This is a genomic window from Streptomyces sp. NPDC006997 (assembly GCF_040635175.1).
Classification (GTDB): Bacteria; Actinomycetota; Actinomycetes; order Streptomycetales; family Streptomycetaceae; genus Streptomyces.
The window spans coordinates 39,527-62,891 of sequence record NZ_JBEYHH010000035.1; the positions used below are offsets into that span (position 1 = coordinate 39,527).

Here is a 23,365-nt window from a genome sequence, read left to right on the forward strand (position 1 = left end):
GCGGGCTCACTCCTCCCGGGCGGTCGTGCCGCGCACGGCGAGGGCCGCGGCGACGGCGAGCAGCGGTCCGGCCAGGGCGAGCAGCCACCAGCCGTGGACGAACGCCAGCGCGACGAGCACGAAGCCGAACGCGGCGGCCGGTACGGCGGCGGCGCCGCGGTCGGGGACCCGGTAGCGGGTGTGCTGTTCGGGGCCGGAGCGGGAGGACACCAGGACGAGTCCGGCGGTCAGCGCCAGCAGCAGGACGACGCCGCCCCACAGCCAGTACACCAGCGTGTTCTCGCCGTAGACGGCCAGCACGGTCAGCAGTACGGCGTTCAGCAGGGCCCATCCGGCCACGACCACGGCGGACTGGTGGCGCCTCACGCCCGGCTCCCCTCGGCGGCGGTCTCGGCGGCCTGCCGCTGCCGCAGGTCGAGCAGGGGGGCGAAGCTGGTGACGGGCGGCAGGGGGCGGTCCGCGGGGAAGTTCAGCCGGGGCGGGGGCGAGGTGGTGGCCCACTCCAGGGTGTGGCCGCCCCAGGGGTCGTCCGGTGCCCGCTCCGCGGAGCCGAGGGCCCGGGCGCGCAGCGTCCACAGCACGTTGACGGCGAACGCGACCATCGCCGCGGCGAGGAAGGCGGCCCCGATGCTGGAGAGCAGGTTGAGCCAGCCGAACCCCTCGAACTCCGCGTACGTCGAGACGCGGCGCGGCATCCCGCGGTAGCCGAGGGCGAACATGGGCAGGAAGGTCAGGTTGGTGCCGATCACCAGCAGCCAGAAGTGCAGGCGGCTCATGCCGTGGCCGAGCATCACGCCGGTGACCTTCGGGAACCAGAAGTAGACGGCGGCGAAGAGTCCGAAGGCGCTGCCCGCGAAGAGCACGTAGTGCAGGTGGGCCACGACGAAGTAGCTGTCGGTGACGTGGTAGTCGATCACCGGGGTGCCGACCATGATGCCGGTGAGGCCGCCGACCAGGAACTGCGGGATGAAGGCGAGGGCGAACAGCATCGGCGGGGTGAGCCGCAGCCGTCCGCCGACGATGGTGCCGAGCATCGCGAAGTACTCGACGCCCGCGGGCACGAGCAGGGCGAGGGACGTCAGGGAGTAGTAGTCGTTGGCCGCCTGACCGGTGGCGAACATGTGGTGGCCCCACACGCTCATGGACAGCGCGGCGAAGACCAGCAGCGACAGGACAGTCCCCTTGTAGCCGAAGAAGCGGCGCCCGGAGAAGACGGCGAGCACCTCCACCACCGCGGCGAGGTAGGGGAAGAACATGACGTAGACGACGGGGTGGCCGTAGAACCAGAACAGGTGCTGGTAGCCGATGTTCCACACGTTCGCGTCGAAGACCGACGGGTCGGCGCGTCCGGCGGCGAGCAGGCCGAGGGCGGCGAGGAGGGCGGGGAAGGCGCCGATGACCATCAGGCAGGAGACGACCATCGACCAGCAGAAGACGGGCAGACGCAGCATCGTCATGCCCCGCGCCCGCCTGCGCAGCACGGTCCACAGCACCGCCCAGCCCAGGATGATGGTGCCGGTGGTGGCCAGGAAGACGCCCGCGATCCACAGGTCGCCGCCCAGCCCCGGTGAGTTGACGCTGTCGGCCAGGGGCGGGTACGAGAACCAGCCGCTGGTGGCGGCTCCCCGGGGGGTGGCGAAGCCCGCCAGCATGACCAGCGCGCCGAGCGCGTAGAGCCAGTACCCCAGCAGGGTCGTACGGGGCATGGCGATTCCCGGTGCGCCGATCTGGAGGGGCACCAGGTACAGGCCCATGCCGAGCGCGAACGGCGTGACGACCATGTAGATCATGCCGGAGCCGTGGATGGTGAACAGCTGGTCGTAGGTGTGGGTGCTCACCAGGTGCTGTGCGGGCTGCGCCAGTTGGGCGCGCATGGTCAGGGCGAGGGTGCCCGTGGCCAGCATCAGGACGAGGGAGGTGGCGGTGGTGAGGACGCCGATGCGTTTGTGGTCGGTGCTGGTGATCCAGCCCAGCCAGCCGCCCGGCGACACCGGGCGTCCGCCGGTGGTCTCCTCGGTGGCGGGGGGCGCGACGGTCATACGGCGGCTCCCCGGCCCGCGCCGTCCTGCTGGCCTTGGAGCCAGTCGTCGTACTCCTCGGGGGAGACGGCCTTGATCCAGAAGTTCATGACGTGGTGGCGCATCCCGCAGAACTCGGCGCACTTGCCGAGCCAGCGGCCCTCCTTGTCCAGGGTGAGGGTGAAGGAGTTCACGTGGTCGGGGAAGGCGTCCATCTTGTAGCGGAGTTCCGGCACCCACAGCGAGTGGATGACGTCCCGTGAGGTCAGCCGCAGCTCCACCGGGCGGCCGGTCGGTACGACGAGGGTGGGCACGTCGCCCTCCCGGCAGGTGCCGGAGACGCCGCGCCGGTCGGCTGCCTGGGGGTAGGCGAAGGCCCAGCACCACTGGAAGGAGGACACGTCCACGCGTACGGGCCGCCCGGAGCCGGCGGCCGTGTGCTCCCGGTTGTTCTGCCAGGCGGTCCACGCGATGAGGAACACGGCGAACGCGGCCAGGCCGCCGACGTAGTACGCCTCCAGCCGGGGCCGTTCGGCGCGCTCGGACGGGGTCACGCGCCGTGTCGCCCGGCGGCGCAGCAGTGCGTAGAGGAACAGGGCGAGGACGACGGCGAACACCACCCCGGCGATGATCGACTCGACCGTGAACACCTCGCCGAAGATGTGACGTTGCCGCACTTCGCGCCTCCTCCTCCACCTGTCGGGCGGAACCGTGCCGGGCGTTGCGCCCTTCCGAGCAGAGCTATCCGGACATTACGGGCAGCTTGGGTGGCCTGGGCGCAGACACACTGCGCCGCGGGCGCCCCGTCAGCCGCCGCCCCCCGTCCGGCGCGCCGCGCGCACGCCGAGCGCGGTGACGGCGGCGCCGAGGGCTCCGGCGGCGGCGACCCGACGCGCGCGTTCCCGCAGCGGCGGGGCCGGGCGGGGCGTGGGCCCGTCCGTGCGGTCCCGGGCCCGTTTCATCACCTCGGCGAGGTGCAGGGCGTGGCGTCCGGTGCCCGCGTCCTTGATCTGCGTCTTGCAGGAGAACCCGTCCGCGACGACCAGGGTGTCCTCGTCGGCGGCGCGGACGGCGGGCAGCAGGGCCTGTTCGCCGCAGTCCATGGAGATGCCGTACTTGCCGTCCTCGAAGCCCCAGGAACCGGCGAGGCCGCAGCAGCCGCCCTGGAGGTTGCGCACCTCCATGCCCATCTTCTCCAGCACCTGCTGGTCGGGCGTCATGCCTCCGGTGGCGCGCTGGTGGCAGTGGCCCCACAGCAGGGCCTCGCCGCCGCCGTCGAGGGCGGGGGGCTGGATGCCGAAGCTCTGGAAGAACTCGGCGAAGTGGTGGGCGCACTGAACCAGGCGCCGGGCGTCGTCGTCGTGCGGCAGCAGCTTGGGCAGTTCGTCCTTGAAGACGGCCAGACAGCTCGGCTCCATGCCGACGACCGGCACGCCCGCCCGCAGGTGGGGCCGGAGTTCGTCCAGGACGTGGCGCAGATAGCGTTCGGCGGCGTCCAGGAAGCCGTAGTCGTACAGCGGCCGTCCGCAGCAGACGTGCCGTTCGGGCATGATGACGCGCCAGCCCGCCGCCTCGATCGCCTCGACGCAGGCCACGCCGACGCCGGTGTGGAAGTAGTTGTTGAAGGTGTCCGGGAACAGCACGACCGGGCGGCCGGAGGGGTTGGCGGTGCCGCCGCGCCGGGCGAACCACTCCTGGAGGCTCATCGGCGCGAAACGGGGCAGCGGGCGGCGGCGGTCGATGCCCGCGACCAGCTTCGCGAGGTACGCCAGGCCCGGGGTGTGGGTGGCGAGGTTGGCCACCTCGGGGATGCGGGAGGCGAGCCGGGCGGCCTGGTCGATGAAGCCGAAGGCGTAGGCGTGGCGGGGGCGCCGGCGGCGGGCCGACTTGAAGTGGTGGTGCAGGAACTCCGCCTTGTAGGTCGGCATGTCGACGTTGACGGGGCAGTCGTTGGTGCAGCCCTTGCAGGACAGGCACAGGTCGAGGGCGTCGTACACCTCCTTCGACTGCCAGCCGTCCTTGATGACGTCGCCCTTGAGCATCTCGTACAGCAGCCGGGCCCGGCCGCGGGTGGTGTGCTTCTCCTCGCGGGTGACCTGGTAGCTGGGGCACATGGTGGTCTGGGCTTCCGGGACGCGGCACTTGCCGATGCCGACGCAGCGGAGGGTGGCGTGCGCGAAGTCGCCGCCGTCCTCCTCGTAGGCGAACTTCACCTCGGGGCGCGGCGGGTTGTAGTCGGTGCCGAGCTTGAGGTTCTCGTCCATGCGGTAGGCGTCGACGACCTTGCCCGGGTTCATCTTCCACTCCGGGTCCCACACCGCCTTGAACTCGCGGAACGCCCGGACCAGTTCGGGCCCGTACTGCTTCTCCAGCAGTTCGCCGCGCTGCTGTCCGTCGCCGTGCTCGCCGGAGACCGAGCCGCCCATGCCGACGCACAGGTCGGCGGCCTCCTCCATGAAGGCGCGGTAGGTGGCCAGGCCGTCGGCGGTCCGCAGGTCGAAGCTGAGGCGGGAGTGGATGCAGCCCTGGCCGAAGTGGCCGTACATGGCGCCGGTGATGCCGTGCCGGTCCATGACCTCGCGCAGCTTGCGCACGTACGCGCCGATCCGGTCCGGCGGTACGGCGGAGTCCTCCCAGCCGGGCCAGTGGTCGCGGCCGTCGGGCGGGAACGCGGTGGCGCCGAGGCCGCTCTCCCGGATCGCCCACAGGTGCTCGCTGGTGCCGCCCTCCTGCTGGCTCCTGGCGACGCGCACCCGGTCCGGGGCGTAGCCCTTGTCGTCGGTGAGCCAGCGGACGAACGCGTGGGCCTGGGAGACCGCCTCCTCGGCGGTGTCGGCGCCGAACTGGGTGACCAGCCACGCGCCGCCGCCGACCCGTGGCAGCTCCTCGATGTCCTCGACGTTCATGCCGCCGAGCTGCTGGCTGCGGATCAGCTCGTGGTCGAGGGCCTCCAGACCGATCGGCCGGAACCGCTCGATGATCTCCAGGCAGTGTTCGGCGGCGTCGGCGAGTTCCTCGTACTCGACCACGACGGTGGTGCGCTCCAGCATCGCGGGGGTCAGCTTCAGCCGGGCGCGCAGCACGGTCGCGCAGGTGCTCTCGGTACCGACCAGGGCGCGGGCGACGTTGAAGCCGCGCTCGGGGAGCAGTTCGTCGAGGTTGTAGCCGGAGACCCGGCGCGGCACCTGTGTCTCGGAGCGGAAGGTCGCCCGGATGGTGTCGGCGTACCGGTCCCGCAGGTCGCGCAGCGCCGCGTAGATCTCGCCCTTGCGGCCGCCCTCGGCGATGATCGCGTCGAGCTGGTCCTCCTCGTCGACGCCGACCCAGAAACGGGCGCCGTCGTAGGTGACGATCTCCAGGGCGTCGACGTTGTCGCTGGTGCGCGGGCCGGGGCCGTAGAGCTGGGACTGCACGGAATGGATGCCGCAGGAGTTGTTGCCGATGTTCCCGCCGATCGCGCAGCGGGAGTGGGAGGACGGGTCGGGGCCGAAGACCAGGCCGTGACGGCCGGTGTGGCGGTTGAGGTCCTCGTTGATGACGCCGGTCTCGCAGGTGACCAGGCGGCGGTCCGCGTCCGTCTCGCCGATGGCGGTGAGGTACTTGGAGTGGTCGATGACCACGGCCTCGTTGACGGTCTCGCCGGACAGGCTGGTGCCGCCGCCGCGGTTGAGGACCGGCGCCCCGAAGCGGTGGCAGACCCGGTGCACGGCCACGACGTCGTCCACGGAGCGCGGGACGACGACGCCGACCGGGACCTGCCGGAAGTTGGACGCGTCCTGCGCGTAGAGGCCCAGCGAGGCGGTGTCGAAGCGGACCTCGCCCTTGACCGCCTTGCGCAGCGCGCGCTCCAGGGCGCCGACGTCCAGGGTCTGCCGGGCCCGTGGCGGCCCGGCGATCCCCGGGTGCGTCTTGGCCGGGATGTCACGCGTCGCGTGCCGTGCTGCCTTCGCCATCGGCTCTCCATCTCTCCTTCGCGTCGCGACCCGGTCAGGCCGGTCGCGATCCGTACACGCGGTAGGGCTCGGCATCGGCCCACCGGACGTCCAGGCCCAGTCCCGGGCGGCCCGGGTCGGGCCGCAGGGCTCCCCCGTCCGGGGCGAGGGTGCCGTCGAACAGCAACCCCTCCAGGCGGACGTGGTCGTGGAAGTACTCCAGGTGCCGCAGTCGGCGCACCGCGCAGAAGGCGTGCGCCGAGACGGCCGGGGCGCAGTGCGCGGACAGGTCGATGTGCCGGGCGGCGGTCAGACCGCCCACCTCCAGGACGCCGGTGATGCCGCCGCAGCGGGTGACGTCGGCCTGGAGGCAGTCCACGGCGGGCGGCTCCAGCAGGTTCACGAAGTCCGTGGCGGTGAAGGCGTACTCCCCCGCCGCGACCTCCAGCCGCTCCGGGCCCCGCTCGCGCAGCAGGCGCAGCCCCTCCAGGTCCCCGGAGCTGACGGGTTCCTCGAACCAGCGCACGTCCCACTCCTCGTGGAACCGGCGGGCCCAGTACAGGGCCTCCTTGCGGGCGAGGGCTCCGTTGGCGTCGGCGAACAGCTCCGGCCGGTCACCGATCGCCTCGCGTACGGCGGTCAGCCGCCGCGGGTCCGCCTCCGGGTCGCGGGAGGTCTTCACCTTCACTCGCCCGACGCCCTGTTCCACCCAACCGGCGAGCTGCTCGGCGAGACGGCCGACGGGGTAGTTGGTGAAGCCGCCGCTGCCGTACACCGGGACCCGGTCGTGGTAGGCGGGCAGGAGGTGCGTGAGCGGCAGGTCCAGCAGCCGGGCCTTGAGGTCCCACAGCGCGATGTCGACCGCGCTGCGCGCCATCGCGCCCACGCCGGGCCGCCCGGCGTTGCGGATCGCCCGGCCCGCGCGGTGCCACGCCGCCGGGGGCGCGGACACGTCCTGGCCCGTCACGAGCGGGGCCAGCTTCGACGCGACGAAGGAGGCCACCGACACGTCCCCGTAGGTGTAGCCGAGGCCGGTGCGGCCTCTGGCGTGCGCCCGCACCAGGACCAGGGTCGTGGAGTCCCACTCCAGCGTCCCGTCCTGCTCGGTGCCGTCCGGTCCGTCGGTGGGCACCTCGAAGGCGTGCACGTCGACCGACTCGACCCGGCACCCGTCGAGCCGCGCGCCCGCGGCGGTCACGCGCGCCGCTCCGGCGGACCGGACGGGCGGCGCGGTGCGGGATCGGCGACCAGCCTCATGTTCGTACTCCCTGGGACACGTCTCTGACGACACCAGCGGGTGACCGGGCTGCCGACGTTCAAACGGTCCCGGAGGGCTCCCCCACCCGCATGGCCGGACCCGCGGGGGCGGTTCCGGGTCACTCCGGTGGCCTACGACTTCCGTGGCTTCGGGTGACCGGATGTTTCGGAGTGCGCATGGAGGGTCACTCCATGACGCGATTTGTCCTTCCGTCCCCCAGATCTGTTCTTCCGCCGCCATAAGTCCCCGTCCCCCACGAAGGCTCATGCGCTCCCCAGCCACCGACCAGCCTCGGACGTCGAACGGCGCCGCCCCGCCGGGGCCCACCTCGGACGACCTCGACGCGCTGCTGCGCGAGATGTCGGCCCAGCCTCCCGGCGCGCGGCGGGCCGCCCTGCGGGACCGGGTGATCCGGCTGCTGCTGCCGTTCGCCCGCCGCGTGGCGCGCCGCTACCGGCGCCGCGGAGAGGATGCCGACGATCTCGCCCAGATCGCCGTCCTCGGTCTGATCAAGGCCGTCGACGGCTACGACCCCGCGCTGGGCCACGCGTTCCTGTCGTACGCGCTGCCCAAGGTCACCGGGGAGCTGCGGCGGCACCTGCGCGACCGCACACCCGCCGTGCGGCTGCCGCGCCCGCTGTACGAGGCGAGCGGCCAGGTCTTCCGAAGCGTCGAGGAACTGGAGCAGCGGAACGGCGGCCGGACGCCGACCAGCGAGCAGATCGCGCGGCACGCGGGCCTCGACCACCAGCGGGTGCGCGCCACGCTGCGGGCGGTGCACGAGTGCCGCCCGCGGTCCCTGGACACACCGGTGGACCAGGAGGACGGCCCCCCGCTCGCCGCCCTCGTCGGCGCCGAGGACCCCGCTCTCGACCGCGTCGTCGACCACGCGGCCCTGACCGCCGTGGTACGGCTCCTGCCACCCCGCGACCAGCGGATCCTCCGTCTGCGGTTCTACGAGGAACAGACCCAGCAGCAGATCGCGGACGCCGTCGGCGTCTCCCAGATGCAGATCTCCCGCATCCTCCGGCAGTGCTACGACCGCCTGCGCGAGGCCCTGCTGACGACCGAACCGCCGCGCACCGGCGAGCAGCCGCGGAGGACTCCCCCGGCGGGCGTCCGCCACTCCCCCGCCGGCCGCCTCCCCGCCCGGCGCGACGCCCCGGCGCCGAACGCCGCCCCCGGCACGTCCGACGGCGGCGCCCGCGCGGCGTCCGCGACGCCAGCCCATGGACCGCTGCCCCGCGCGCCGGGCGGTGCCCGTGCGCCGGGCCACGGCGGCCGGGCCCGCGGGTGGTCCGGGGCGGCGTCCGCCGCGCGCCCGACCGGCCCCCCGTCGCGCGGGCGCCGCCGTGCCGTCGTCCGTCGGAGACCCCGTACGGCGGCGTGCGGGGCGCCGGACGGCGGCAACCGCGCCCAGCCGCGTCACTCCCTCCGCGGCGGTGGCCCGGCCGCCGCCCCGCCTCGGCGAAGCACCCCCGCGGAACGCGCACCCGAGCGGAAGGCAGACGCGCATGGCTCGCACCAGCAGGCGGCCCCTCGTCGACCGCCGCGGGTGGAGATCCGTCGCGCCGCTGCTCCTCACCACCGGTGTGCTGGTGGCCGCGTGCGACGGTCCCCCGCCCGCCCACCGCCCCGAGGTGCTCCGGCAGGTCGACGCCACCTACGACCGTGCCGTGCGCAAGGCGCTCGCCGAGGTTCCCGGCGCCAAGCTGTACGCGGTCGGGCTGCGCGACGGCGCCACCGCGCAGCCGGTCTGGCGTGCGGAGGTGGTCGCTCCCGACGACAGCCTGCGCGTGGTCCGGGTCGACGCGTCGCTGGGCGACGTGCTGGGCCCCACCGAACCGGCCGACCGGCCGCCCGCGGAGCGGACCCGTACGGCCGGACTCGTCTCGGACGCCGAGGTGCTGCCGGAGGACGCGGTCGAGAAGGCGGCGGCCGGCGCCGTCCACGACCCCCACTACGGCAAGGTGACCGGCGTCCGGCTGGCCAGGGACCGGGAGAACCGCGCCGTCTGGTCCGTCACCGTGGCCGCCATCGACCCACGGCGCACCCGCACCTACGACGTCGACGCGGTGACCGCCGAGGTGGTCGGCAGCCGGACGGACGGCGGCGACCCCGCGCGGGAGACCGCCCCCGCCCACCCGACCGAGACAATCGCCCCCCGCGTGAGGTGACCCCGATGCCGTTCGTCCAGGCCGCCCGTGTCGGGTGGGGAACCGCCCTCGTCCTGTTCCCGCGTGCCCTCCTGCGCCGCTGCCCGGCGACCCCTAAGGACGGGACCGGTGCCGCCGTCGCGCGGGTGCTCGGCGTACGCCACCTGCTCCAGGCTGCCGTCACCGCCCGCGGCACGCTGCCCCCGGCCTGGGCCGCGGTGCCCGACGCGGTGCACGCCGCGAGCATGGCCGCCCTGGCCCTGCGCGGTGACCGCTGGCGCGCGGCGGCCCTGACGGACCTGTGCGTGGCCTCCGCCTTCGCGGCGGCCTCGTGGCGCGGCGAGCGTGCCGGGGCGCCGCCGGACCCGCCCGCGTCACCGTCGCGGACCGGCGTCCGGAGGGGTTCCCGCTGCTGGCCCGGCGGTTTCCGGCCGCCCGGGCGGGACACTCCGCCCGCATGAACGAGAGAGCCGACATGCCGGACGCCCACCCGGGGACCGCTCCGCCCTGGGTGCTGCGGGACTACGCCGTCCTCGCCGACGGCGAGCGCGGGGCGGTCGTGGGCCCGGACGGGAGGGTGGTGTGGCTGTGCGCCCCGCGCTGGCACAGTGAGGCGGTGTTCTCCGCGCTGGTCGGCGCTCCCGGGCACTTCGCGGTGCGGCCCGCCGACCGCTGGCACGTGTGGGGCGGCGCCTACGAGGAGGGCACCCTGATCCGGGTGCACCGCTGGGTGACCGCCGACGCCGTGGTCGAGTGCCGCGACGCGCTGGCCCTGCCCGCCGCCCCGGACCGGCTGCGTCTGCTGCGCCGGATGCGGGCCGTGCGCGGCGGGGCGCCGCTCCGCCTCGAGCTGGACCCCCGCCCGGGGTTCGGCGCCCACCGGATGCGGGAGCCCCGTCTGCGCGAGGGGCTGTGGACGGCCGCCGGGCCGGGGCTGCGGATGCGGCTGGCCGGGGCCGCACAGGCGACGTGGGACCCCCGGGACGGGCTGCGCGGTGAGTTCCGCCTGGCCGAGGGGGAGGAACACGACCTGGTGCTGGAGCTGTCCACGGACACCGGCGCCGAGCCCGTGGACCGGCTCGACCCGGCCGCGCTGTGGCGGGCCACCGAGCGGGAGTGGCGGCGCGCCGTACCGGACTGCTCCGACCTGGTCGCCCCTCGCGACGCGCGGCACGCCTACGCAGTCCTGCGGGGACTGACCAGCGGCGCGGGCGGCATGGTCGCCGCCGCCACGACGTCCCTGCCGGAGCGCGCCAACGCCGGCCGCAACTACGACTACCGCTTCGCCTGGCTGCGCGACCAGTGCTACGCGGGCCTGGCCGTCGCCGCGCACGGGCCGCACGAACTCCTCGACTCCGCCGTCCGGTTCACCACCGAGCGGGTCCTCGCCGACGGCGACGACCTGCGGCCCGCCTACACCGTCACCGGCGGGCCGACGCCCCCGGAGCGCGAGCTGCCGCTGCCCGGCTACCCGGGCGGCGGCAACCGGCTCGGCAACCGGGCCGCCCGGCAGTTCCAGCTCGACACCTTCGGCGAGGTGCTGCAACTGTTCGCGGCGGCGGCCCGCCACGACCGGCTCGACGCGGACACGGTGCGGGCGGCGCGGGTCGCCGTCGAGGCCGTACAGCGGCGCTGGCGGGAGCCGGACGCGGGGCTGTGGGAGCTGGAGGAGCGCTGGTGGACGCACTCCCGGCTCAGCGTGGTGTGCGGACTGCGCCGGATCGCGGAGGTGCTGCCCGGCGCGGACGGCCGCCGCTGCGCGGAGACCGCCGACGCCGTCCTCAAGGAGACCCGCGCACGCTGTCTGCACCCGGACGGGTACTGGCGCCGGGCCGCCGACGACGACGGACCCGAGGCTGCGCTGCTGGTGCCGCTGGCCCGCGGCTGCACGTCCGGCGACGAGCCGAGCGCCGCGCGCACCCGCGCCCGCGTCGAGGAACGGCTGGCGCGGGACGGCTACCTGTACCGCTTCGAGCACGACGCCCCCCTCGGCGACGAGGAGGGCGCCTTCCTGCTGTGCGGTTTCCACATGGCGCTGGCCACCCACCGCCTCGGCGACCGCGTCGGCGCGTTCCGCTGGTTCGAGCGGACCCGGGCCGCCTGCGGGCCGCCCGGGCTGTTCGCCGAGGAGTACGACGTGCGGCAGCGTCAGCTGAGGGGCAACCTGCCCCAGGCGTTCGTCCACGCCCTCCTGCTGGAGTGCGCGGTCCGCCTCAGCGACGGCACCGGTCCGCTGCCGTGATGACGGGAGCGCAGTCCGGCGGCCAGCACGGTCCCGGCGCCCGAGGCCACGGCCGCGCCCACCGCCAGGGGCGCGCGGTGGCGGGACAGCCACAGCTGGACGCTGCGGCCGTGCGCCTCGTCGTCGAAGACGCCGTGCGCGCCGTGGTCCCGGCCGTCGGCGCCGTCGACGGGTTCCCACAGGTTCACCGGACGGTCGGGGTCGACGGGTTCGTCGGTCATCTGGGAGTCGTACGCCGTGCGGGCCAGGTAGCGGTCCAGAAGCCCGGCGGCGACGCGCTGCCCGAGCAGGGTGGCGACGGTGGAGCCGCCGATCCAGTGCTCACGCCGCCGGGGGTGGTCGGCGGCGTACAGGATGCCCCGCGCGGCGACCTCCGGCTGGTACACCGGCGCCACGGGGCGCGGGTGCCGGGAGAGCTTGGCCAGCACCCAGGAGAACTGCGGCGTGTTCACACCGGGCAGCTGGGCCATGGTGACCCGTACCCCGCTGCCCTCGTGGAGCAGTTCGCAACGCAGTGACTCGGTGAACCCCTTGATGGCGTGCTTGGCCCCGCAGTACACGGCCTGGAGGGGGACGGCGCGGTAGGCCAGCGCCGAGCCGACCTGGACGATGGTGCCCCGGTCGCGCGGCACCATCCGCCTGAGGGCCGCCTGGGTGCCGTAGACGAAGCCGAGGTACGTCACCTCCGTGGCGCGCCGCCACTCCTGCGGGCGTACCTCCTGGACGGGGGCGAAGACGGTGGAGAAGGCCGCGTTCACCCAGGTGTCGATCGGGCCCAGCTCCCGCTCGACGCGGTCGGCCGCCGCGTCGACGGCCTCCGGGTCGGCGACGTCCACGGCCAGGGGCAGCGCCTGGCCGCCCGCCTCCCGGACGTCGCGGGCCGCCGCGTCCAGGCCCCGTTCGCCCCGGGCGAGCAGGGCGACCCGGGCGCCGCGCGCGGCGAAGGCGCGGGCGGTGGCGCGGCCGACGCCGCCGCTGCCGCCGGTCACCACCACGACCTCGGGGTGCTCGCCGTCCTGGTGCCGTGCCGTCATGACTTCCCCCGGCCCGGCAGGTGTTCGGCGTACTGGGTGAGCTTCTGGCGCATTCCCTTGCCCGCGATCCCCGCCTTCTCGGGGTCGTGCAGGGCCGCCTTGGCCGCCTTCTTGCCCTGCTCGGCCATGATGTGCGGCGGGATGGGCGCGATCTCGGAGTCCACCTTGAACTCCAGGACCACCGGCACGTCGGAGGCGAGCGCCTCGTCCCAGGCGGCCCCGATCTTCTTCGGGTCGTCGCACAGGATGCCCTTGAGGCCGATCAGCTCCGCGTAGGACGCGTAGGGGATGTCGGGGATGTCCTGCGAGCCGGGGTACTTGGGGTCGCCGGACATGGCGCGCTGCTCCCAGGTGACCTGGTTGAGGTCCTGGTTGTTGAAGACGCAGAACACGAACGGCGCCGGACCGGAGAGCCGGTCCAGGTACCGCTTCACGGTGATCATCTCGTTCATGCCGTTCATCTGGAACGCGCCGTCCCCGACGAACGCGATGACCGGGCGGTCCGGGTAGGCGAACCGCGCGGCGATGGCGTACGGCGTTCCCGGGCCCATCGTCGCCAGGGTCCCCGACAGCGACGCCTGCATCCCGTCGCGGAGCTTGATGTGCCGGGCCCACCAGTTGGTGCCGGAGCCGGAGTCGGCGGTCAGGATGACGCCGTCCGGGAGCCGGGGCGAGAGTTCCGCGGCGACCGCCTGCGGGTTGATGACGCCGCCGAAGTGCTGGGAGGCCCAGCGCTCACACAGGTCGTTCCACTCCGCGACGCCCTTCTCGATCTTCTCCCGCCAGGACCGGTCCTCCTTGCGCCGCAGCAGCGGGATCAGCGCCTTCAGGGTCTCCTTGGCGTCCCCGACGAGGTGCGCCTCCATGGGGTAGCGGATGCCGATCATCCGTCCGTCGATGTCGATCTCGACGCCCCTCGCCTGCCCTTCGTCGGGCAGCCACTCCGCGTACGGGAAGCTGCTGCCGATCATGAACAGGGTGTCGCAGCCGCGGATCATCTCGTCGCTCGGCTTGCTGCCGAGCAGCCCGATGGGGCCGGTGACGAACGGCAGGTCGTCCGGGAGCACCTCGCGGCCCAGCAGGGCCTTGGCGACGCCCGCGCCGAGCAGTTCGGCCGCTTCCACGACCTCGGCCTCGGCCACGGCGGCGCCCTGTCCGACGAGCATGGCGACCTTGTCGCCCTCGTTGAGGATGTCGGCGGCCCGGCGCACCTCGTCCGGGTCCGGCAGGACGCGCGGGCGGCTCCAGCCGACGCTGGAGAAGACCGAGCCGTGCTTCTTCGGCGGGGACGGCTGGGCGTCCTCCTCCTGGATGTCGTTCGGGATGATGACGGTGGCCACCCCGCGCGTGGTCAGCGCGGTCTTGAAGGCCCGGTCGATCACGTGCCGGGCCTGCCCCGGGTGCACGACCATCTGGCAGTACTCGGAGACGTCCGCGAACAGCCTCTCCAGGTCCACTTCCTGCTGGTAGTGGGCGCCGAGCGAGAGCCGCTTCTGCTGGCCGACGACGGCCACGACCGGCTGGTGGTCCAGCTTGGCGTCGTAGAGACCGTTGAGCAGGTGTACGGCCCCGGGACCCGACGTCGCCGTGCAGCAGCCGACCTCACCGGTGAACTTGGCGTGCGCGCACGCCATGAACGCCGCCATCTCCTCGTGCCGGGCCTGGATGAACTCCGGGCTCCCGTCGGCCCGGTCGAAGGCACTCAGCAGGCCGTTGATGCCGTCGCCCGGATAGCCGTACACGCGCTGGACGCCCCACTCGGTCAGACGTTGCAGTACGTAGTCGGCGACTTGGCTCATGGGCTTCTCCTGAACGAGCGGTGGGTCATTGCGAGCCTGGGGTGCCTCGGGAACCGGCGGATGAAACGTCCCGCCGGCGGCGGGCGGCGGAGCGCAGCGCCATGGACACCAGGGCCGCCAGGACGATCACGCCGCCCAGGGCGACGTCGTTGTAGCGGGCGGCGTCGGCCACGGGGGTGTCGCCGTAGCCCAGCGCGAAGGGCGCCGCGACCAGCCACCCGCCGGCGGCGAGGAGCACCAGGTCGGAGGGGAGGCCGGAGGGCCTGACCAGCCGGGTGACCGCCGTGATCAGCACGACCACGCACACCACGGTCTCGGTCAGGCGGGCGTCGTTGGTGGGGTCGCCGGACGGGTAGGCCAGCACCCAGCCGCCCAGGAACAGCCACACCGCCACCGCGACGAGGCCCATGCTGACCAGGTCGCGCAGCCCGCCCGCGAACGCGGCCCGGGAGACGGACGGGGGCAGGGTGCCGGGGGAGGCCGGACGGTCCCGCATGGTTCCGCCTTTCTGACGCTCGCCGTCCACCGGTGGCCGACGCCCGTCGTTCGGTGAATCATCACAACGTGCCCGAGGTACCCCGCCCGGCAGGACCGAACCGGCCGTGGACCGACCCACGGCGTCCGCCGTGGCGCGGGTCCTGCCGCTCCGGTCGTTTTCGGGCCCGGCACCGGCGGGCACCCGGCCCGGACGCCGCCCCGTCCGCACCTCCAGGAGGACACCCATGAGGACCGTCACGAAGGGTCTGCTCGCAGGCGCCGCGGGCACCGTCGCCCTCAACGTCGTGACCTACGGCGACATGCTGCTGCGCGGCCGGGGCTCCAGCGACGTGCCCACCCAGGTCGCGGACCGGCTCGTCGAGCGCACCGGGGTGGAACTCGGCGACGAGGAGTCCAGGTCGAACCGCGAGCAGGCCGTCGGCACGCTCCTCGGTTACGTGACGGGCCTCGGCGTCGGCGCGGCGTACGGCCTGCTGAGCCGCCGCCGGGACGGCGCCCTGCCCGCGTGGGCGGCCACCCCGCTGCTCGGCATCGCCGCCATGGCGGGCAGCGACGGCCCGGCGACCGCGCTGGGCGTGACCGACCCGACGTCGTGGAGCGGGTCGTCGTGGGCGTCCGACGTGGTGCCGCACCTCGCCTACGGCCTCACCACCGCCTCGGTCTACCAGGCCCTGCGCTGAGCGTCCCCGGAGGGAGCACCGATGTGGGGACGGAGACGCCGGAAGGCGGCCCGCGTGAGCGCGGTGAGCCGTCTGGAGCTGTGCGACCTGTGTGCCGCCGCCTTCCCGGAGAGCGAGGCGGTGACCGGGTACGCGCCCGACTCCTCCGCCACCCACCCCACCCATGACCGGTTCGACGGGACACGCCGTCTGACGGCCTGCTGCGAGGCGCATCTGGAGGCCCTGCGGGAGACGTACCGGCGGCGGCCCTTCGTCGAGGAGGAGCTCTGGGCGGCGAAGATCACCCGGGCGCTGACCTCCGGCCCGCCGGTGCTCACCCTGGAGCAGCTCGGCTGCCGCACCGGTCTGCACGAACCCGACATCCGCCGCGCCGTGGCCTGGCACAACGAGCGGCTGCGCCGGTGCCGGGGCTCCTGAACCGAGGGTCCGGGCCGGGCGGGTATCGCGGGCGTATCGGAAACCGCATACGCCGTCGCAACCGGGCGCCGTCTGCAATGGGGGCATGAACCACAACAGATCAGTGGCGGCGGCGGTCCGCCGTGCGCGTGGGACCGTGCTGCTCAGTGTGATGGTCCTCGGCCCGGCAGTCGTCCTGTTCGTCATGCGGCGAGCGCTCTTCATGGCCGCCCCCACCTGTGTGGCCGGGCGGTGGCACGGCTGCCTCGACACGTTCAACGGGGTGGTGCTGGTCACGCTGGCCTCGGTGCCGCTGGCCGTGCTGCTGGCGTGGGCGCTGGCGCGGCGTCGGCGCGCCGCCGGTGTCGCCGGGGCGTGGCGGATGTCGCTGGCCGAGGTGGGCATGGTGCACGGGACGGTGCCGTTCGTGTGGCTGACGTTGATGCCGGGCGCCCAGCCGGGGGTGGCCCCTGCCCGGGTGAGTCTGGTGCCGCTGCGGGACCTGCTGGTGATGGGGCCGCTCGGCATCGTCGGCAACCTGCTGGTCTTCGCGTCGCTGGGGTTCTTCGGGCCGGTGCGGTGGGCGGCGCTGGCGTCCGTGCCGCGGGTGCTCGCGCTCGGGGCGGGCTGCTCGGTGCTGGTGGAGACCGCGCAGTACGTGTTCCAGCTCGACCGGGTGTCGTCCGTGGACGACGTGCTGGTCAACGCCGCCGGTGCCGTACTGGCCGGGCTGGCGTCGCGCCGCTGGTGGCGGGGCCGGCAGGCACCGGCGCCCTCGGACCGGGACCGTCCGGCGCTGGCACCCGCGGCGTAGGGGGGGAGGCAGCGTGCGCATACGTCGGCGATATGCCGCGCTGCCTAGGCTGCGCCCATGCGCGTACTGATCGTGGAGGACGAGCCCTACCTGGCCGAGGCCGTCCGGGACGGACTGCGGCTGGAGGCGATCGCCGCCGACATCGCGAGCGACGGCGACTCGGCCCTGGAGATGCTCGGCGTCCACTCCTACGACCTCGCGGTCCTGGACCGTGACATCCCCGGCCCCTCCGGTGACGAGGTCGCCCGGCGCATCGTCGACTCCGGCAGCGGCATCCCGATCCTGATGCTCACCGCCGCCGACCGGATCGACGACAAGGCGTCCGGGTTCGAGCTGGGCGCCGACGACTACCTCACCAAGCCGTTCGACCTGCGGGAGCTGGTGCTGCGGCTGCGGGCGCTCGACCGCAGGCGCGCCTACGCCCGGCCCCCGGTCCGGGAGATCGCGGGGCTGCGGGTCGACCCGTTCCGCCGGGAGGTGTTCCGCGACGGACGGTACGTGGCGCTCACCCGCAAGCAGTTCGCGGTGCTTGAGGTGCTGGTCGCCGCCGAGGGCGGGGTCGTCAGCGCCGAGGAGCTGCTGGAGCGGGCGTGGGACGCGCACGCCGACCCGCTGACCAACGCCGTGCGGATCACCGTGTCGGCGCTGCGCAAACGGCTCGGCGAGCCGTGGGTCATCGCCACGGTGCCGGGGGTCGGCTACCGCATCGACGCCGACGGGACCGGCGGTGACCGTGACTAGGCGGCCGGGGCTCAGCGCCCGGCTGAAGCTGACCCTCAGCTACGCGGGGTTCCTCATGGTCGCGGGCGCGCTGCTGCTGGCCGTGGTGTGGATGTACCTGCTGCGCTACGTGCCCGACAACTCGCAAGGCCTCCTCGGGGTCTCACCCAACCGCTACCTCCTCATCCACACCTTCGGGCCCGCGGCGGCCGTGGCGATGGCGTTCCTGCTCGCGTTCGGCCTCGTCGGCGGATGGCTCCTCGCCGGGCGGATGCTCGCCCCGCTCGGCCGGATCACCGACGCGGCACGCCGGGCGGGGAGCGGTTCGCTGTCCCACCGGATCCGGATGGCGGGCCGCCAGGACGAGTTCCGTGAACTGTCCGACGCGTTCGACACCATGCTCGAACAGCTGGAGTCCCATGTCGCGGAGCAGCGGCGGTTCGCCGCGAACGCCTCCCACGAACTGCGCACCCCGCTGGCGATCTCCCGGACGCTCCTCGACGTGGCCCGCGAGGACCCCACGCGGGACCGGGGCGAACTCATCGAGCGGCTGTACGCGGTCAACACGCGGGCGATCGACCTCACGGAGGCCCTGCTGCTGCTCAGCCGGGGCGAGCGCGGGAACCTCACCCGCGAGGACGTCGACCTCTCCCTGGTCGCCGAGGAGGTGTGCGAGACACTGCTCCCGCTCGCCGAGCAGCGCCGGATCACGCTCGACGTCACCGGCGGCGCCGCCCGGACCAGCGGTTCCGCGGAGCTGCTGGAGCGGATGCTGACGAACCTCGTGCAGAACGCCGTCGTCCACAACCTCCCGGCCGACGGGACGGTGACGGTGCGCACGGAGGCGTACGGCGACACGAGCGTGCTGCGGGTCGAGAACACCGGCCGGCCGCTCGCGCCGGAGCTGGTGCCGACCCTGACCGAGCCGTTCCAGCGCGGGGCGGAGCGGGTGCGTACCGACGAGCACGCCGGGGTCGGCCTCGGTCTCGCCATCGTGCGGAGCGTCGTCCGCGCGCACGGCGGGGCCCTCCGGCTCGCCCCGCGCCCGACCGGCGGTCTCGTCGTCACGGTGTGGCTGCCCGGCGCACCGGGTCGCGACGGCGGGTACCGGGTAGGTACCCTCCCGGTATGCCATCGCTCAACGTGACCTTCACCGACGAGGAAATGGAAGGCGTGCGCGCGGCCGCCGCGGCCGAGGGCAAGAGCCTCAAGCAGTACCTGCACGACCTCGGCGTGCGCGAGATGCAGCGCAAGCGGTTCGTCTCCGGTGCCGTCTCCTGGGCGGACCGGCTGCGGGCCGAGTTCGACGAGGCGTTCCCCGACGAGGTGCCCCCGGCGCAGCGGGGCGAGGGGGCCACGGCCGCCTGATGAGCGACATCCTGTACGTCGACGTCCCCTGGCTCCTGGACGTCCAGGAGGCCGCGCTCGGCACCGAGGACCTGTCGGTCACCGACTACTCCGCGCTGGTGGCGGCCGTCGCCCGGCACCGGACGCGGATGCCGACCCTCGCCACGTCCCACCCGGACACCGCGTGGCGTGCGGCGGCGCTCCTGCACAGCATCGTGCGCCTCGAACCGCTGCCGCACCACAACAGCCTCTTCGCCGCGTTCGTCGCCGCCCAGTACATGGACCAGGCCGGGCAGGGCATCGACCCGCCCTACGGCGCCCTGTCCGACCTGGTCAGGAAGGTCCGCGAGACCCGGGTGCCCGTGCAGGCCGTCGCGGAGGCGCTCCGCGGCTGGACGATCTGACGTCGCCGCGGGCGGAGCGCCCCCGCGCGGCGGTCACCTGGCGTCGCGCAGTTCGGCCGCCAGGGCCGTCAGCGGTCCGGTCCCCTCGGTGTGGCCGAGGGCGGTCAGCCGGGCCACCGCCACGTCGAGGCGGGCCAGGGCGGGGGCGCGGCGTTCCAGGTAGACGCCCTCCACGGCACCCGCGAGACGGACGCACTCCGCCCATTCACCGGCGCGGTCCCGCTCCCCCGCTTCCGGCTCCCCGAGCAGGTCGCGGGCCTTCTCCAGGGCGGCCAGGGCGGCCTCGTACTCCCCGGCGCAGGCGTAGGGTTCGACGGCGGTGCAGCGGTCGGAGGAGCGGTGGACGGAGCACAGGGAGCTGGACCGGAACTGTGGGACTGGATGGCCGACCTCGGCTTCGGTCTGGTGAGGGCCCCCCGCCAGCTGCGGCAGCGCCACCGGCCGCCGCCCGGGGTGTGGCACCGGCTCAGATGCCCATGGAGGCCATCTCGATCGCCGTGCGGTAGTTGGCGGCGACGGAGACCACGCAGACCCGGTAGGACCGGTTGTCCTTCACGGCGAGGAAATAGTCGCGCAGGTTCTTCCAGTAGCTCACCAGGTAACCCAGCCCGGGAACGAACCCGGGCGGGCGCGGCACGAGGGAGAAGGCCTCGCTGCACCGGAGGATCTCACCGGTGGCGGTCGACAGGACGTCGGCGACCTCGGAGTTCATGTTCCACCCGGCGGCGAGTTCCGGGCTCCAGATCGCACCCGCGATCTCCCGCAGCTGTTCCTGCTCCTCGGGGGTCGGATCGCTCAGGGCGCCCGCCGTCACGAACGTCCCGGCGGCGTCCGGCGGCGCGCTCGCCGCGGCCACCCCGGGCCCCGCGGCGGACAACGCGATCACCACCGCCGTCACGGCCGCGGCAGCCGCCACCCCCCGTCTCGGTCCACCCATGGTCATCGCCACTCCCCTCCCGGAGCCCGAACCGGCGCGCCCGGCCGGACGCTTGACGGTGACATGGGCCGGCCAAGCCGGTCAACGCCCGTAATGCGCCACGTCGGCGGGTGCCCGCGCCAGCTCCACTGCTCTGTTCGAGGGTGCCGCGCGGCCCCGGGGAGGTGGATCAGGGAGCACCGGGTAACCGCCCCACATGATCCTCTCCGTGGAGCTCCTGCCCGAGTCGGACCTGCGCGACGCGATCGGTGTGCTGGTGCGGCTGGTCGAAACGGCTGGCGCGCTGATCATCTTCGTCGGGGCCGTATGGGCCTTCGCCCGGTTCACGGCGACGCTGGCACGCGACCGGGGGCAGACCCACGGCTTCAACCGCATCCGGCTGACGCTGGGGCGGTTCCTGGCCCTCGGGCTGGAGTTCCAGCTCGCCGGTGACGTGCTGCGGACCGCGGTGGCGCCGAGCTTCACGGAGATCGGCCAGCTGGCCGCCATCGCCGCCATCCGTACGGCACTCAACTTCTTCCTCGGTCGGGAGATCGCCCAGGAGCGGGCGGAACTCGCCGGGGACCCGTTCCCCGGCAAGTCCACGGCGGACCAGGGCCAGCGCGGCCTGTGACCGGGCTCCTCACCGCGGCGGCGCTCCTGGTGACCGGCGCGGGACTCGCCGTCGCCGTCGCGGTCTACGCGACGACGCGCCGCATCGGCCACGCGCTGCCCGTACTCCTGGACTTCCTGACCGCCGCGGGGCTGATCCGGCTGGCGGGCGACGTCTCCTGGGACAGCATCCTGGCAGCCGCCGCGGTCATCGCCGTCCGCAAGGTCGCGACGTTCGGTTCCCGGACCAGCGAGGACATCGCGGGACGCGGTTGACGGCCCGGGACTGAGCGACGGTGGTGCGGGAGGTGCCGGTGGGGACTTTTCCCACCTGCCGCAGGTGTGTCGTCCCAGCGGGTGGTGACACAGCTACCCGCGGGGCACTCCCTCGGCCGAAGGACCGGCACGTCCGGCGACCGCGGGATGCGAGCCCGCCTTGCCGAGGAAGGGACCCCCACGGGTCCCCGTCACGAACCCTCCTCGTGGACCGGCGTCGCGCCAAACCTGAGGCGCGGGGGCCGCCTCTCGGCATCTTCCTCGACCGGACCAGCACGGTCACGGAAAGGCCGAGTCAACCCATCGGGCGGCCTGCCCGCCGGGTGACCCTGCGCACCGCGCCCGCGAGCAGCGAGGGGGACTCCAGCGCCAGGAGCAGGACGGTCAGTATCAGGCAGACACGCGCCGCCATCCAGGAGCCGGTGGCGATGGCACGCGCGTACGAAGCGACCCAGGGCCCCGCACTTCCCAGGTCCCAGACAGGCCGCCGCGGGTAGTCGGCGCCGACTACGTCACTCAGGAGCCAGCCGGAAACGGCGAGCGTCATCAAGCCGAGGGCCGCGATCGCGAGCCGTCTCAGGGCCGGCCGTCGCTTCGGTACGTCACCCATGTGGTCCCCCCTTATCAGCGCCCTGGCGACCCTATACGAACCGACATGCCCTGCCTGCCACGGAGACCGTGCCCACCTGCGCCGCCGCGGAGTCCGCAGCGCCATGCCGGACCAGACCGACCATCCCCGCAGACGCATCCCCGTTCGCCTCACCCCCGGGCCCGCCCGAAGGCCGCGATGGAGGGGGTTCCGTCGCGGTCCTTCGGGCACGTCCGGCTGCCGGGTTCAGGTCGGCTCAGGGGGGAGTCACCCCCTGGGCCACGTTGGCCGGGACCCGGCGGGAGGTGGTGTCGCGGATGCCGAGGAGGGCCAGGCCGCCGAGGAGGCCGCAGGTCGCCATGAAGAAGTAGGCGGTGTGGAAGGCTGCCAGGTCCGGGCGGGTGCCCAGTACGGCCGCCACGACCGCCGCGCCCAGGGCGAGTCCGACCTGGCGGCACATGGACACCATGGCCGTGCCGGTGGCGAAGCGCTCCGGGGGCAGCGGCAGGGTCGCGGCGCCGGACAGGCTCGGCAGGGCCAGCCCCGCGCCGATCCCCGCGATGACGCCCGCGGGCAGGAACGCGCTCGCGTAGGCCACGTCGGTGGCCGTCGCGGTCGCCCACAGCACACCGCCCGCCGCGAACAGGACACTGCCCGCGAAACCCACCACGTAGTTGCCGTACTTGGTGGCGAGGAGGCCGCCGGGCACGGCGCACACCGCCGCCATGACCGGGCCGGGCGCGATCTCCAGGCCGGACCGCAGCACCGAGTGGTGCCACAGGCCCGTCAGGAACAGGACCGAGGCGAGGATCATGGCACCGAAACCGGCGAAGAACAGGATGGTCGCCACGTTGGCCAGCGCCACGGCCCGGATGCGCAGGATCGCCGGTTCGATGACCGGGGCCGGGTGCCGGACGGCCCGTACCGCACTGAACACCACGCCCAACGCGCCCACCGCGAACATGCCCAGGACCCGACCGCTGGTCCACCCCCAGCTCTCCCCCTGCACGATGGCCGCCACGATGGCGCCCACGGTGACCGCGAGGACGACGGCGCCCAGCACGTCGGGGGACGTGCTGGACTCCTCGCGGATCTCGCGCAGCGCCCACACCCCGACCGCGCAGGCGGCCACGCCGATGGGGAGGTTGACGAGGAACACCCACTGCCAGCCCGCCTGGACGAGGAGGCCGCCGACCGGCGGACCGAGAGCGGCCGCCGCGCCACCCATCGCCGACCACAGGCCGACCGCCGCGCCCCGCTTGTGCGGCGGGAACAGCGGCAGCAGCAGCCCCAGCGAGCTGGGCAGCATCAGGCCGCCACCGACGGCCTGCAGCGTGCGCGCGGCCACCAGGGCGCCCAGCGAGGGGGCCGCGGCGCAGGCGGCCGACGCCAGCGTGAACAGGACGAGGCCCGCCAGGTAGGCGCGTTTGCGCCCGGACCTGTCCGCCCATCGTCCGGCCGGGGCGAGGAACGCGGCGAACGTGATCGCGTAGGCGCTGAGCACCCACGACAGATCGCTCAGACCAGCCGACGGGAACGCGCTCTCCAGGTCGGGGAACGCGATGTTGACGATGAACAGGTCCAGCGAGGAGACGAACACGCCGGTGAGGACGACGGCGATGCTCCATCCCCGCCGAGGCGTCGTCCCACTCAACGGTGGCGGCATACGCGGCA

The 23,365-nt window shown here is 73.9% G+C and carries 23 protein-coding genes and 2 pseudogenes; 13 read left to right on the plus strand and 12 right to left on the minus strand.

The window, feature by feature from the left end; genetic code table 11:
* Nucleotides 1-6 precede the first annotated feature (6 nt).
* The 5 genes from ABZ659_RS28700 to ABZ659_RS28720 all read right to left on the minus strand — a co-directional run bounded on the left by ABZ659_RS28700 (nt 7) and on the right by ABZ659_RS28720 (nt 7,148).
* Nucleotides 7-366 carry a hypothetical protein gene (locus ABZ659_RS28700; RefSeq protein WP_360225391.1) on the minus strand — a complete coding sequence of 120 codons (360 nt, stop codon included), beginning with the start codon at nt 364-366 and terminating at the stop codon, nt 7-9.
* A complete protein-coding gene (locus tag ABZ659_RS28705; RefSeq protein WP_360225393.1) occupies nt 363-2,039 on the minus strand; it encodes a cbb3-type cytochrome c oxidase subunit I in 1,677 nt (558 codons plus the stop codon). Before ABZ659_RS28705 ends, ABZ659_RS28700 begins: the two co-directional genes overlap by 4 nt.
* Nucleotides 2,036-2,695, minus strand: coding sequence for a cytochrome c oxidase subunit II (locus ABZ659_RS28710; RefSeq protein WP_360225395.1), 660 nt, complete (start codon nt 2,693-2,695; stop codon nt 2,036-2,038). The genes ABZ659_RS28705 and ABZ659_RS28710 overlap by 4 nt, the downstream gene beginning before the upstream one ends.
* 129 nt (nt 2,696-2,824) lie before the next feature.
* On the minus strand, nt 2,825-5,971 hold the full coding sequence (locus ABZ659_RS28715; protein ID WP_360225397.1) for an FAD-linked oxidase C-terminal domain-containing protein: 3,147 nt from the start codon (nt 5,969-5,971) through the stop codon (nt 2,825-2,827).
* Between the two features lie 34 nt (nt 5,972-6,005).
* Nucleotides 6,006-7,148 carry an enolase C-terminal domain-like protein gene (locus ABZ659_RS28720; protein WP_360225399.1) on the minus strand — a complete coding sequence of 381 codons (1,143 nt, stop codon included), beginning with the start codon at nt 7,146-7,148 and terminating at the stop codon, nt 6,006-6,008.
* Nucleotides 7,149-7,566: 418 nt separating this feature from the next.
* Here ABZ659_RS28720 and ABZ659_RS28725 point away from each other — a divergent pair.
* The 4 genes and pseudogenes from ABZ659_RS28725 to ABZ659_RS28740 form a co-directional block, all read left to right on the plus strand.
* A pseudogene (locus ABZ659_RS28725) lies at nt 7,567-8,208 on the plus strand (sigma-70 family RNA polymerase sigma factor); the annotation flags it as partial.
* Between the two features lie 514 nt (nt 8,209-8,722).
* Nucleotides 8,723-9,385, plus strand: a complete 663-nt coding sequence (locus ABZ659_RS28730; protein WP_360225401.1) for a PepSY domain-containing protein — start codon at nt 8,723-8,725, stop codon at nt 9,383-9,385.
* Between the two features lie 5 nt (nt 9,386-9,390).
* A complete protein-coding gene (locus tag ABZ659_RS28735) occupies nt 9,391-9,825 on the plus strand; it encodes a hypothetical protein (protein ID WP_360225441.1) in 435 nt (144 codons plus the stop codon).
* Entirely contained in the window at nt 9,822-11,606 is a 1,785-nt protein-coding gene (locus ABZ659_RS28740) for a glycoside hydrolase family 15 protein (RefSeq protein WP_360225403.1), read from the plus strand. The genes ABZ659_RS28735 and ABZ659_RS28740 overlap by 4 nt, the downstream gene beginning before the upstream one ends.
* On the opposite strand, the gene ABZ659_RS28745 is transcribed toward ABZ659_RS28740, so the two are convergent.
* The 3 genes from ABZ659_RS28745 to ABZ659_RS28755 are packed head-to-tail and all read right to left on the minus strand — an operon-like array spanning nt 11,513 to nt 14,935.
* Nucleotides 11,513-12,640 carry an SDR family oxidoreductase gene (locus ABZ659_RS28745; RefSeq protein ID WP_360225405.1) on the minus strand — a complete coding sequence of 376 codons (1,128 nt, stop codon included), beginning with the start codon at nt 12,638-12,640 and terminating at the stop codon, nt 11,513-11,515. The two genes, ABZ659_RS28740 and ABZ659_RS28745, sit on opposite strands and share 94 nt — an antisense overlap.
* Nucleotides 12,637-14,439, minus strand: coding sequence for a thiamine pyrophosphate-requiring protein (locus tag ABZ659_RS28750; RefSeq protein WP_360225407.1), 1,803 nt, complete (start codon nt 14,437-14,439; stop codon nt 12,637-12,639). The genes ABZ659_RS28745 and ABZ659_RS28750 overlap by 4 nt, the downstream gene beginning before the upstream one ends.
* Nucleotides 14,440-14,464: 25 nt before the next feature.
* Entirely contained in the window at nt 14,465-14,935 is a 471-nt protein-coding gene (locus ABZ659_RS28755) for a hypothetical protein (RefSeq protein ID WP_360225409.1), read from the minus strand.
* A gap of 226 nt (nt 14,936-15,161) precedes the next feature.
* Here ABZ659_RS28755 and ABZ659_RS28760 point away from each other — a divergent pair, with 226 nt between their 5' ends.
* From ABZ659_RS28760 to ABZ659_RS28790, 7 genes are all read left to right on the plus strand, one after another.
* Nucleotides 15,162-15,617 carry a hypothetical protein gene (locus tag ABZ659_RS28760; protein ID WP_360225411.1) on the plus strand — a complete coding sequence of 152 codons (456 nt, stop codon included), beginning with the start codon at nt 15,162-15,164 and terminating at the stop codon, nt 15,615-15,617.
* A 21-nt stretch (nt 15,618-15,638) separates the two neighbouring features.
* Nucleotides 15,639-16,034 carry a hypothetical protein gene (locus ABZ659_RS28765; protein WP_360225413.1) on the plus strand — a complete coding sequence of 132 codons (396 nt, stop codon included), beginning with the start codon at nt 15,639-15,641 and terminating at the stop codon, nt 16,032-16,034.
* A gap of 85 nt (nt 16,035-16,119) precedes the next feature.
* Nucleotides 16,120-16,827, plus strand: coding sequence for a VanZ family protein (locus ABZ659_RS28770; protein ID WP_360225415.1), 708 nt, complete (start codon nt 16,120-16,122; stop codon nt 16,825-16,827).
* A gap of 57 nt (nt 16,828-16,884) precedes the next feature.
* Entirely contained in the window at nt 16,885-17,568 is a 684-nt protein-coding gene (locus ABZ659_RS28775; protein WP_360225417.1) for a response regulator transcription factor, read from the plus strand.
* Nucleotides 17,561-18,694 (plus strand): HAMP domain-containing sensor histidine kinase, encoded by a 1,134-nt coding sequence (locus ABZ659_RS28780; RefSeq protein ID WP_360225437.1) that lies wholly within the window; start codon nt 17,561-17,563, stop codon nt 18,692-18,694. Before ABZ659_RS28775 ends, ABZ659_RS28780 begins: the two co-directional genes overlap by 8 nt.
* Complete coding sequence (locus tag ABZ659_RS28785; protein ID WP_360225419.1) at nt 18,676-18,915, plus strand: hypothetical protein; 240 nt, start codon at nt 18,676-18,678, stop codon at nt 18,913-18,915. Before ABZ659_RS28780 ends, ABZ659_RS28785 begins: the two co-directional genes overlap by 19 nt.
* A complete protein-coding gene (locus ABZ659_RS28790) occupies nt 18,915-19,298 on the plus strand; it encodes a toxin Doc (protein ID WP_360225421.1) in 384 nt (127 codons plus the stop codon). The genes ABZ659_RS28785 and ABZ659_RS28790 overlap by 1 nt, the downstream gene beginning before the upstream one ends.
* Before the next feature lie 33 nt (nt 19,299-19,331).
* Here the strand turns inward: ABZ659_RS28790 and ABZ659_RS28795 are convergent.
* Nucleotides 19,332-19,601: pseudogene (locus ABZ659_RS28795) on the minus strand (hypothetical protein); the annotation flags it as partial.
* 163 nt (nt 19,602-19,764) lie between these two features.
* Nucleotides 19,765-20,235 (minus strand): hypothetical protein, encoded by a 471-nt coding sequence (locus ABZ659_RS28800; RefSeq protein WP_360225423.1) that lies wholly within the window; start codon nt 20,233-20,235, stop codon nt 19,765-19,767.
* Nucleotides 20,236-20,431: 196 nt separating this feature from the next.
* Here ABZ659_RS28800 and ABZ659_RS28805 point away from each other — a divergent pair, with 196 nt between their 5' ends.
* Both ABZ659_RS28805 and ABZ659_RS28810 read left to right on the plus strand, forming a co-directional pair.
* A complete protein-coding gene (locus tag ABZ659_RS28805; protein ID WP_360225425.1) occupies nt 20,432-20,848 on the plus strand; it encodes a DUF1622 domain-containing protein in 417 nt (138 codons plus the stop codon).
* Nucleotides 20,845-21,102, plus strand: a complete 258-nt coding sequence (locus ABZ659_RS28810) for a hypothetical protein (RefSeq protein ID WP_360225427.1) — start codon at nt 20,845-20,847, stop codon at nt 21,100-21,102. Before ABZ659_RS28805 ends, ABZ659_RS28810 begins: the two co-directional genes overlap by 4 nt.
* Before the next feature lie 295 nt (nt 21,103-21,397).
* Here the strand turns inward: ABZ659_RS28810 and ABZ659_RS28815 are convergent, their stop codons facing one another.
* Complete coding sequence (locus tag ABZ659_RS28815; RefSeq protein ID WP_360225429.1) at nt 21,398-21,712, minus strand: hypothetical protein; 315 nt, start codon at nt 21,710-21,712, stop codon at nt 21,398-21,400.
* A gap of 235 nt (nt 21,713-21,947) precedes the next feature.
* On the minus strand, nt 21,948-23,357 hold the full coding sequence (locus tag ABZ659_RS28820; protein WP_360225431.1) for an MFS transporter: 1,410 nt from the start codon (nt 23,355-23,357) through the stop codon (nt 21,948-21,950).
* Nucleotides 23,358-23,365: the final 8 nt, after the last annotated feature.

Bases quoted from the DNA above. Each gene is read 5' to 3' on its own strand.
- ABZ659_RS28705 (WP_360225393.1), bottom strand. From the start codon at position 2,039: ATGACCGTCGCGCCCCCCGCCACCGAGGAGACCACCGGCGGACGCCCG.
- ABZ659_RS28715 (WP_360225397.1), bottom strand. From the start codon at position 5,971: ATGGCGAAGGCAGCACGGCACGCGACGCGTGACATCCCGGCCAAGACG.
- ABZ659_RS28730 (WP_360225401.1), top strand. From the start codon at position 8,723: ATGGCTCGCACCAGCAGGCGGCCCCTCGTCGACCGCCGCGGGTGGAGA.
- ABZ659_RS28735 (WP_360225441.1), top strand. From the start codon at position 9,391: ATGCCGTTCGTCCAGGCCGCCCGTGTCGGGTGGGGAACCGCCCTCGTC.
- ABZ659_RS28740 (WP_360225403.1), top strand. From the start codon at position 9,822: ATGAACGAGAGAGCCGACATGCCGGACGCCCACCCGGGGACCGCTCCG.
- ABZ659_RS28745 (WP_360225405.1), bottom strand. From the start codon at position 12,640: ATGACGGCACGGCACCAGGACGGCGAGCACCCCGAGGTCGTGGTGGTG.
- ABZ659_RS28750 (WP_360225407.1), bottom strand. From the start codon at position 14,439: ATGAGCCAAGTCGCCGACTACGTACTGCAACGTCTGACCGAGTGGGGC.
- ABZ659_RS28755 (WP_360225409.1), bottom strand. From the start codon at position 14,935: ATGCGGGACCGTCCGGCCTCCCCCGGCACCCTGCCCCCGTCCGTCTCC.
- ABZ659_RS28760 (WP_360225411.1), top strand. From the start codon at position 15,162: ATGAGGACCGTCACGAAGGGTCTGCTCGCAGGCGCCGCGGGCACCGTC.
- ABZ659_RS28765 (WP_360225413.1), top strand. From the start codon at position 15,639: ATGTGGGGACGGAGACGCCGGAAGGCGGCCCGCGTGAGCGCGGTGAGC.
- ABZ659_RS28770 (WP_360225415.1), top strand. From the start codon at position 16,120: ATGAACCACAACAGATCAGTGGCGGCGGCGGTCCGCCGTGCGCGTGGG.
- ABZ659_RS28775 (WP_360225417.1), top strand. From the start codon at position 16,885: ATGCGCGTACTGATCGTGGAGGACGAGCCCTACCTGGCCGAGGCCGTC.
- ABZ659_RS28785 (WP_360225419.1), top strand. From the start codon at position 18,676: ATGCCATCGCTCAACGTGACCTTCACCGACGAGGAAATGGAAGGCGTG.
- ABZ659_RS28790 (WP_360225421.1), top strand. From the start codon at position 18,915: ATGAGCGACATCCTGTACGTCGACGTCCCCTGGCTCCTGGACGTCCAG.
- ABZ659_RS28800 (WP_360225423.1), bottom strand. From the start codon at position 20,235: ATGGGTGGACCGAGACGGGGGGTGGCGGCTGCCGCGGCCGTGACGGCG.
- ABZ659_RS28805 (WP_360225425.1), top strand. From the start codon at position 20,432: ATGATCCTCTCCGTGGAGCTCCTGCCCGAGTCGGACCTGCGCGACGCG.
- ABZ659_RS28815 (WP_360225429.1), bottom strand. From the start codon at position 21,712: ATGGGTGACGTACCGAAGCGACGGCCGGCCCTGAGACGGCTCGCGATC.
- ABZ659_RS28820 (WP_360225431.1), bottom strand. From the start codon at position 23,357: ATGCCGCCACCGTTGAGTGGGACGACGCCTCGGCGGGGATGGAGCATC.